This is a genomic window from Acetobacterium tundrae (assembly GCF_008086615.1).
Taxonomy (GTDB): Bacteria; Bacillota; Clostridia; order Eubacteriales; family Eubacteriaceae; genus Acetobacterium; species Acetobacterium tundrae.
Genome location: NZ_RXYB01000027.1, coordinates 21,837 through 28,646, shown reverse-complemented (window position 1 = coordinate 28,646; position 6,810 = coordinate 21,837). Strand labels below are relative to the sequence as shown.

General features: G+C 36.7%; 9 protein-coding genes and 3 pseudogenes. 2 read left to right on the top strand and 10 right to left on the bottom strand.

What is annotated here, in order from left to right:
* The 4 genes and pseudogenes from FZC40_RS15335 to FZC40_RS15325 form a co-directional block, all read right to left on the bottom strand.
* A pseudogene (locus FZC40_RS15335) lies at positions 1-604 on the bottom strand (TRM11 family SAM-dependent methyltransferase); the annotation flags it as partial.
* A 17-nt stretch (positions 605-621) separates the two neighbouring features.
* Positions 622-744 carry a hypothetical protein gene (locus tag FZC40_RS17625; protein WP_279233352.1) on the bottom strand — a complete coding sequence of 41 codons (123 nt, stop codon included), beginning with the start codon at positions 742-744 and terminating at the stop codon, positions 622-624.
* On the bottom strand, positions 741-1,337 hold the full coding sequence (locus FZC40_RS15330) for a type IV toxin-antitoxin system AbiEi family antitoxin domain-containing protein (protein WP_148605925.1): 597 nt from the start codon (positions 1,335-1,337) through the stop codon (positions 741-743). The genes FZC40_RS17625 and FZC40_RS15330 overlap by 4 nt, the downstream gene beginning before the upstream one ends.
* Positions 1,338-1,603: 266 nt before the next feature.
* Positions 1,604-1,828: pseudogene (locus FZC40_RS15325) on the bottom strand (transposase domain-containing protein); the annotation flags it as partial.
* Between the two features lie 143 nt (positions 1,829-1,971).
* Between FZC40_RS15325 and FZC40_RS17620 the strand changes: the two are divergent.
* On the top strand, positions 1,972-2,106 hold the full coding sequence (locus tag FZC40_RS17620; RefSeq protein WP_279233351.1) for a hypothetical protein: 135 nt from the start codon (positions 1,972-1,974) through the stop codon (positions 2,104-2,106).
* Positions 2,107-2,311: 205 nt separating this feature from the next.
* Here FZC40_RS17620 and FZC40_RS15320 read toward each other — a convergent pair whose 3' ends face one another.
* On the bottom strand, positions 2,312-2,968 hold the full coding sequence (locus FZC40_RS15320; protein ID WP_148605923.1) for a DUF3786 domain-containing protein: 657 nt from the start codon (positions 2,966-2,968) through the stop codon (positions 2,312-2,314).
* A 401-nt stretch (positions 2,969-3,369) separates the two neighbouring features.
* Positions 3,370-3,594, bottom strand: a pseudogene (locus FZC40_RS15310) (transposase domain-containing protein); the annotation flags it as partial.
* 69 nt (positions 3,595-3,663) lie between these two features.
* On the opposite strand from FZC40_RS15310, the gene FZC40_RS17865 reads away from it, so the two are divergent.
* On the top strand, positions 3,664-3,846 hold the full coding sequence (locus tag FZC40_RS17865; protein ID WP_420534744.1) for a hypothetical protein: 183 nt from the start codon (positions 3,664-3,666) through the stop codon (positions 3,844-3,846).
* 215 nt (positions 3,847-4,061) lie between these two features.
* Here FZC40_RS17865 and FZC40_RS15300 read toward each other — a convergent pair whose 3' ends face one another.
* The 4 genes from FZC40_RS15300 to FZC40_RS15285 form a co-directional block, all read right to left on the bottom strand.
* Entirely contained in the window at positions 4,062-4,622 is a 561-nt protein-coding gene (locus FZC40_RS15300) for a flavin reductase family protein (protein WP_148605921.1), read from the bottom strand.
* A 96-nt stretch (positions 4,623-4,718) separates the two neighbouring features.
* The gene (locus tag FZC40_RS17860; protein WP_148605919.1) at positions 4,719-4,988 is read right to left on the bottom strand and encodes a transposase family protein; all 270 of its coding nucleotides are present in this window, start codon (positions 4,986-4,988) and stop codon (positions 4,719-4,721) included.
* 366 nt (positions 4,989-5,354) lie between these two features.
* On the bottom strand, positions 5,355-6,200 hold the full coding sequence (locus tag FZC40_RS15290) for a nucleotidyl transferase AbiEii/AbiGii toxin family protein (protein WP_148605917.1): 846 nt from the start codon (positions 6,198-6,200) through the stop codon (positions 5,355-5,357).
* Complete coding sequence (locus FZC40_RS15285; protein WP_148605915.1) at positions 6,197-6,793, bottom strand: type IV toxin-antitoxin system AbiEi family antitoxin domain-containing protein; 597 nt, start codon at positions 6,791-6,793, stop codon at positions 6,197-6,199. Before FZC40_RS15285 ends, FZC40_RS15290 begins: the two co-directional genes overlap by 4 nt.
* Between the last annotated feature and the right edge of the window lie 17 nt (positions 6,794-6,810).

The window sequence follows — 6,810 nt, the reverse complement described above, 5'->3', positions numbered from 1 at the left end:
ACCCGATAATATCATATCCTGCCCAAATACCTTCTAATAATACAGTCCCGACACCACAACATGGATCTATTAATCGTTTGGATGTATCTCCATTCCCCGCAATATTTACAAGAACTTTTGCAGTACTTAGACCGATAGAACTAGAATATGAATTCGGTTTCTTATTGTGCTTTTTCCAATAAAGACTTCGCTCTGTTAATTTTCCAAAATACCAGTTCCCCTTATAAAAAGTAATTCCAAATATAATTTTAGGTGAAGTATAACAAGCAAGCCCCCCAATAACAAGACCTATTGCTTTGCAATACTCTCGTCTTTTCTTGAAGTGCGGGTCATCTATTCCCAATTCCATATATTTAACCATGAAATCTGATGCTACTATCTTATCTTTCGTTGTCAACTCTATAAGTTCTAAAAACGTGGAAGCCTTGTATATAATTTCCAACCTGCTTTTTAAAAATGGACTTATAGAAGGATGAACTTTTCTACTTTCAAAAAAGACTTTTTCTTTCAAATCGAACTTAAAAAGAGCGCGCACCTCAATTTCACAACTTTCTTTTTCATAAATAGGATAATTCAAATTATAAATGAACCGTCCTGTTTTCATTTGCATCACCTCATGGTTTATTTGATGTTTCCGATTCCCTGTTTTGTCCACACTTCCACCTCTGGCAACTGATAACAGATGCCCTCTTTTCTTGATTTCTCTTTTAATTTTTGAAGCAGTCCCTGAACATTTATCATCACAACAACATCCCCATGATCAGCTTCGTTTTTTTCTCAATATTCATAAGCTTTGCGTATTCAATCAGTCTGTCCACATTTTTATTTGAGTCTGTTGCATAGGTCCGAATCGCTTTATTAAATACTTCTTTATCCATTTTTTTCTCATATCGAATAATGTCACAGATTGTTTTTTCCTGATTATAGATGCTCAGCACCTGACCTTCAAATTCAGTTTCAGATATCCCTATTTTTAAATATTTTTCAATAATATAATAGATTTTTAGTTTAGGATAATCGATTTTAAATCGCGATTTTGTACTGTTTTTATTCACTGCCAAATGCCAGGCAGCTGGCGTTCTCTCTGTATAATCATAAAAATAGAGCGCCGAATCCATACAGATAATTACATCAGGATATAATTTATTGATAATGACAGCCTCGGATATGACGTCCTCATATTGCCATTCATAGAATCCAGCTCGTATCTTAATTACTTTTCCTTCTCTGATCAATCGATCAATCACCGTATTGTGATATCCCGCACCGGTAAAATCGGATAGTTTTACAATCCCATTATTTTCATCAAATACTTTTTTGTATTTTTCACAATTCATCGTTAATATCACCTCTTTTAAATTCGCAAGCGGATATATTTACTCAATCATACAACTAAACACCTATCCTTTCAAGTTGAAAATGAATATTCCACTTGAATCCCCCAAATTCTTCTGTCCTTTTAGTTGGACTTGTGGTTGTGGATTTAGGGTTAAGTAAATATTGTTGCCTATCCGAGAATACTCTTGAATAATGTCCATGCTTTTCAAATCCCGACATACGTAAGCGTCAAATAAGGGAATTAAAAAAGCCTACAAAAAGCAGGCTAGTGATTTTGAACTTTACAACGTTCCGGTAATGCTTCGGACCAGGGCAACAGCAAATCCAACACACTCATATCATCAATATCTTCATTTGGTAATCGCTCGAACAAATAGGTCAGATATTCGAATGGATTTAAGTTGTTCTCCTTGGCGGTTTCAATGATGCTGTAGATGATGGCACTGGCGTTGGCACCTCTGGGCGTATTGCTAAAAAGCCAATTTTTTCGGTCTGGCTCGAGAACTTGCTAAAGGCGCTGATATTAGACTTGGCACTTCTGTCAAAGCAATCACCAAAGAAGGAGTTGTTGCAGTCGATCAGGAAGGTAATGAAGTTATTTTCCCTGCCGATACCATTCTCTGCTCAGTCGGTATGAGATCCCGTTCTGATGAAGTTGAAACGCTATGTGATACGGTCATTGAATTCTGGCCAATCGGTGATTGTGTCCGACCAGGAAAGGTGCAAACCACCGTTCATCATGGTCATTATGCCGCCTTGGATATCTAAATTATATAACAAATAAAATTTTTCAAAAAGAAAACCGAAGAATTCCTAAAATTTTAGGATCTTCGGTTTTTTTCATATTAATGCCTCACACTCCAGATTTTCAACTGAATTAATATCATTCGCTATTGCTTCAAGAAACCTATTTTGTTTTAAACAAATATTTCTGTTTTCTAAATGCATTTCGGCTTTTCTAGCCTAGGTCGCATCAAATTTCCCATGACCATTTTTTATATTCTGCACCGATGGCCTGACATATTAGTTCTGTTCCTATACCACCAACTAACAGTGCCGCCTCCATATGCAGGAAGTCCAGAATATTTACTTCATAAAGTGTTTTCAAGGTGGATGCAAACTCATCATCACCTTTCCAGTAAATGTATGTATACTTTACATCTTTAAAAGCACAAATGGAAAAGCTGATATCACCCATTTCCTCTCGAACACCATTAAAACGCTCTAAAATGATATCAATCACATCCGGATTCTCATCAAATGCTTTTTCCAAAGCTTCCTTCGCCGGAAAAACGCTAAACATGCTTTTGGAACTAAAATATTTCAAGCCATCAATTTCTGAAATACCTTTTGTTATTCCGCTGGCAGCAGCATCCCTATGAATATATTTCAAATGACTGAAAATCATCATCTGGGTCATTGCCTGCAATTGACATTTCTCACCGTCTTCTTCCAACAGATTACCAGTCAGCAAATCAACACGATATGTTCTGTTGAAAAACATAACTGGTATAAATCTATCTTCAATGATTTCATAGCGCTGATGAGCATCAATAAATTTAAGTCCATCTTTGACAAATTCCTTTTTCCACTCATCAAGTCCTACTTCATAACAATTTAGCTTATCCATTTTTGTCTCCTTATATTATGAAAACATCGTTTTCTTAGTTTTTATTTTATTTTTGTTTCGATACACTATAATCTATTTCTTAATTGAAATTGACTGATGTTTACTTCAAGCAATTCCGCCTGGCTGGAAAGTTCCTGCAATGCTGGCCTATTTGTATTCTTGCCAGATATTTTATCAATGAATTACTCGCTCAACACCTAATTGTTCCATAATGACTTCTTGTCTTTCCTCATTTTGTTCTTCTGTACTGACTCTTACGTAACCTACTTTCATTCTGTGATATCCCCAATCAGTTATTTTGAGCCAAGTATATCACCAAGCTTTTTGTGTGTCAATAGAATATACTTTATATCTGAGTAAGCGTAAAATAAGGAATTAAAAAAAACCCAAAAAAAAGCAGGCTAGTGATTTTGAACTTTACAACGTTCCGGTAATGCTTCGGACCAGGGCAACAGCAAATCCAACACACTCATATCATCAATATCTTCATTTGGTAATCGCTCGAACAAATAGGTCAGATATTCGAATGGATTTAAGTTGTTCTCCTTGGCGGTTTCAATGATGCTGTAGATGATGGCACTAGCGTTGGCACCTCTGGGCGTATTGCTAAAAAGCCAATTTTTTCGGATACACCTAAGGAAGCTTCTGCCAGTGCTACGATATACAGCATTGTCGAAACTGCAAAAGCAAATGGATTGAATGTCTACGCCTACCTCAATCATCTGCTCCTTTATATGCCAGATGCAGATTATCAGAATGATCCGGAGGTACTGGATGTTTTCTGCAAGGGGAAATTCCTCCCTTGGGGCAAAAAGTACTTGCAAAAAACACTCTTGATGTTGCACAATATTAGAATATTGTTCACTAGCACAATATAAAAACTAATAATTCTTATTACTTATATTTGTATTTTTTTCACAATGACCTCCATGATAGAATAAAAATCCCTACAAGTAACATTTTATTCCTTGTAGGGATTTTTAACACTTAGGCATAATCAATTTTGTTAGACTGCTCATCTGATAATCTACTCTGCGACCAGTTCTGAACACTTCATTGCCTCTCTTTTTTGAATTTACACAGCTTTGGTCTATTATTTTAGTGCCAATCCATCACGGTACGCATTGCCGACCTTTTCTCCGACTTTCAGGTAATCCTTACTCATCCAATCGTAAACAATCGGGTCAAACTTCGTCAGTGATACCTTCCCGTTTTCTCCCAGAATACGCTCATCTATGCTGACGTTAACGATTTCTCCCACCATTCTCCAGGTCTCTTCGTCGTAACTTTTCATTCTGCACTCCAGAGCCATTGGCAGTTCCTCAATCAAAGGTGCATCTACAAACTCAGACTTCACCGCATGAAAGCCAGCTTTTTCGAATTTGTCAGACACCCTATTACCAGATTCAATTCCTACATAGTCACAGGCTACAACGTTAGCCGCATCTGCCATACTAACGGTGAACGCCCCACGGGCAAGGATATTCTTCACAGTCTTACGTTGTGCACTGAGGCATATTGATATCTCAGTTTCATTGCTGATACCTCCCCATACGGCAAGCATCGCATCTGGCGTACCGTCTTCGCCATAAGTGGAAATGATAAAAACCGGCTGCGGTAATGTGTACGGTTTTGCTCCAAAATTCTTTCTCATAGTTTCATTCTCCTCTACTACATTTTACCTAAATCTTTCATCAGTTGTTATAGCTATTCATGTTTGGGTTCTTGCCGAAGACAGTTGATATTGATATTAGACGTTAGTTGATTTGCTATTAAAAAAAATCTTATACCGTAACATTTGAAATCCACATCGCCCATACATAATCGTCTTTTTACCTTGTATAGGCAAGTCTTGAAAATTTTTCAGATATCTGGAATGGCATCTTGAAGTGGAAGAGCCACAAAATGGACATTTGACCGTTGTCCGAAGGGAGTGTACATAAATATATAGAATATCTTCAATAATTTCATGTTTTTCATATTCTAAATTTTCATTCAAAAGCTTGATAAGGTCATCCATTTGTATTCCTCTTGATTAAGGTTAGTTTTATTATATCATAATTACGACACGTTTTACTCTTTTTTCCAATTGCTAACACATAGGGGCCGTCATTCTTTATGTAAGACACTTGTTGCCAGCGTTAATATGCAAATTAATTAAGAATCACTTTATCTTCATTGTCACTTTACCTGGTGGAGGCGGCCCGTACCGATTTGAGATGACAATTTGCATTCGCGATTATCGACATGATTAATCTAAATTAATCATTCATATATATGGCGTACCCTGAGGGATTCGAACCCACGGCCTCTCGGGTCGTAGGTGTCTTAAGCAGTCATTTTATCAGATCGAAAGAGATTCATCTGAAACATCCGCCCATTTCTTTCAGTTAGTGAATGATACCAGTAAATCCCAAATCGTTTCAATGATCTGATCGAATTCAATATTTTCTGCATATGAATATTTCTTGCTGTAGTCATTCCAGATTTTTCGGAGTTCCTGACTTTCAGAAATACTATCGAGATAAACAACGTAATCATCTAAATACTTGGTGCTGTCTCGTTCTTCAGCTTTTTTCCTGATTGCAACTTTCAGTTCATCTCGATTCAGCATTGAGTGATTGAGCTTAATAAGAATATAGAGGTCATAATAGTCTCTAGCTCTGGTATTGGAAATATTTCTTACCAATATTGATTCAATTTTTTCAGCCAGTATGGTGTTTAAATTATAGGCTTTAATGCTGATTTCACGTTCTTCGAACATTAATTTGTAGACATAATCCACTTCACCAGGAATGATCGCATCTCCTGTTGTAATATCAATTTTTAAATTGACTTTAATTGTAAAGAATTTTGCTTCAAGACTCACTCTAAAATCATCATATTCCGAAGTATCATGAATACTTTTAATTCCTTTAATGTTAAATTTAACGTGATCCTCAAGATCAATCGATATGATTTCTGATAGTATCTTTTGAATTTCCGGTTGATCGATGGAAATACCTTTGATTGTGGTATCCATGTCCATCGTACTTCTCATGTCAATTCCAATCATCGCAGCAATTAAGAAACCGCCTTTTAAAATAAAGTTATCCCGATAGTCCGATACCGCAATTCTTTCCAGCAGGCGCTCCATCATAAAACTCTGAAGCAAGGTGTTCGCAATCATACCATCTCTCTTGGCGCGGTTGTTAATCCAATCTTTCAGTTGTCTGGGGCTATTAATGGTCATGCTAACACCTCCATGTATTGATGTACCAGGGATGAAATCTTAAAAATATCGGCATACGACTGAAGTTTAATAAAATCTCTCTCCGGATCACGCATGTACTCCCGAACCGCCGTTAAAACAATATCGTTATCCAGCTTATCCTTTTTTTTCAGGCAATCGCAGATGGTTCGCTCTTTGTCATAAACAGCAATCGTATGACCATATGGCGACAGCACATTCATTTTACCAATTTCATGAAATTCTTTTTTCATATAAAAAAATTGATAGTGATCATTCAATTTCAACAAACGGGTATTATAACCGGTGGGAATGGTCATCATCAGTTTCAACGGCGATCGATCGCATAAATCATGGATAAATAAAGCCGTTTCATGAGAGAAGATCCCTTTTTTACAGCGATACTGCATAATAAAATAATCGTCCACCATTTGTTCTGCATCAATATAAATTCCTTTGCTGATTCGCTCAATTTTTCCTTCCAGCGCTAATCGGCGGAAGACCTTATTATCAATCCCCCGCTCTGCAAATTGCTTCGTCTCGATCACACCATTATTCTTTTTTAGAAAGTCCAGAATCATTTCTTTATCGGTCATTTGAGCACCTCTTTGTC

What these genes read in the sequence shown, in the direction of transcription:
- FZC40_RS15330 (WP_148605925.1), bottom strand. Translation starts at nt 1,337, where the DNA reads ATGAATTGTGAAAAATACAAAAAAGTATTTGATGAAAATAATGGGATT.
- FZC40_RS17620 (WP_279233351.1), top strand. Translation starts at nt 1,972, where the DNA reads ATGAGATCCCGTTCTGATGAAGTTGAAACGCTATGTGATACGGTCATT.
- FZC40_RS15320 (WP_148605923.1), bottom strand. Translation starts at nt 2,968, where the DNA reads ATGGATAAGCTAAATTGTTATGAAGTAGGACTTGATGAGTGGAAAAAG.
- FZC40_RS15300 (WP_148605921.1), bottom strand. Translation starts at nt 4,622, where the DNA reads ATGAGAAAGAATTTTGGAGCAAAACCGTACACATTACCGCAGCCGGTT.
- FZC40_RS17860 (WP_148605919.1), bottom strand. Translation starts at nt 4,988, where the DNA reads ATGGATGACCTTATCAAGCTTTTGAATGAAAATTTAGAATATGAAAAA.
- FZC40_RS15290 (WP_148605917.1), bottom strand. Translation starts at nt 6,200, where the DNA reads ATGACCATTAATAGCCCCAGACAACTGAAAGATTGGATTAACAACCGC.
- FZC40_RS15285 (WP_148605915.1), bottom strand. Translation starts at nt 6,793, where the DNA reads ATGACCGATAAAGAAATGATTCTGGACTTTCTAAAAAAGAATAATGGT.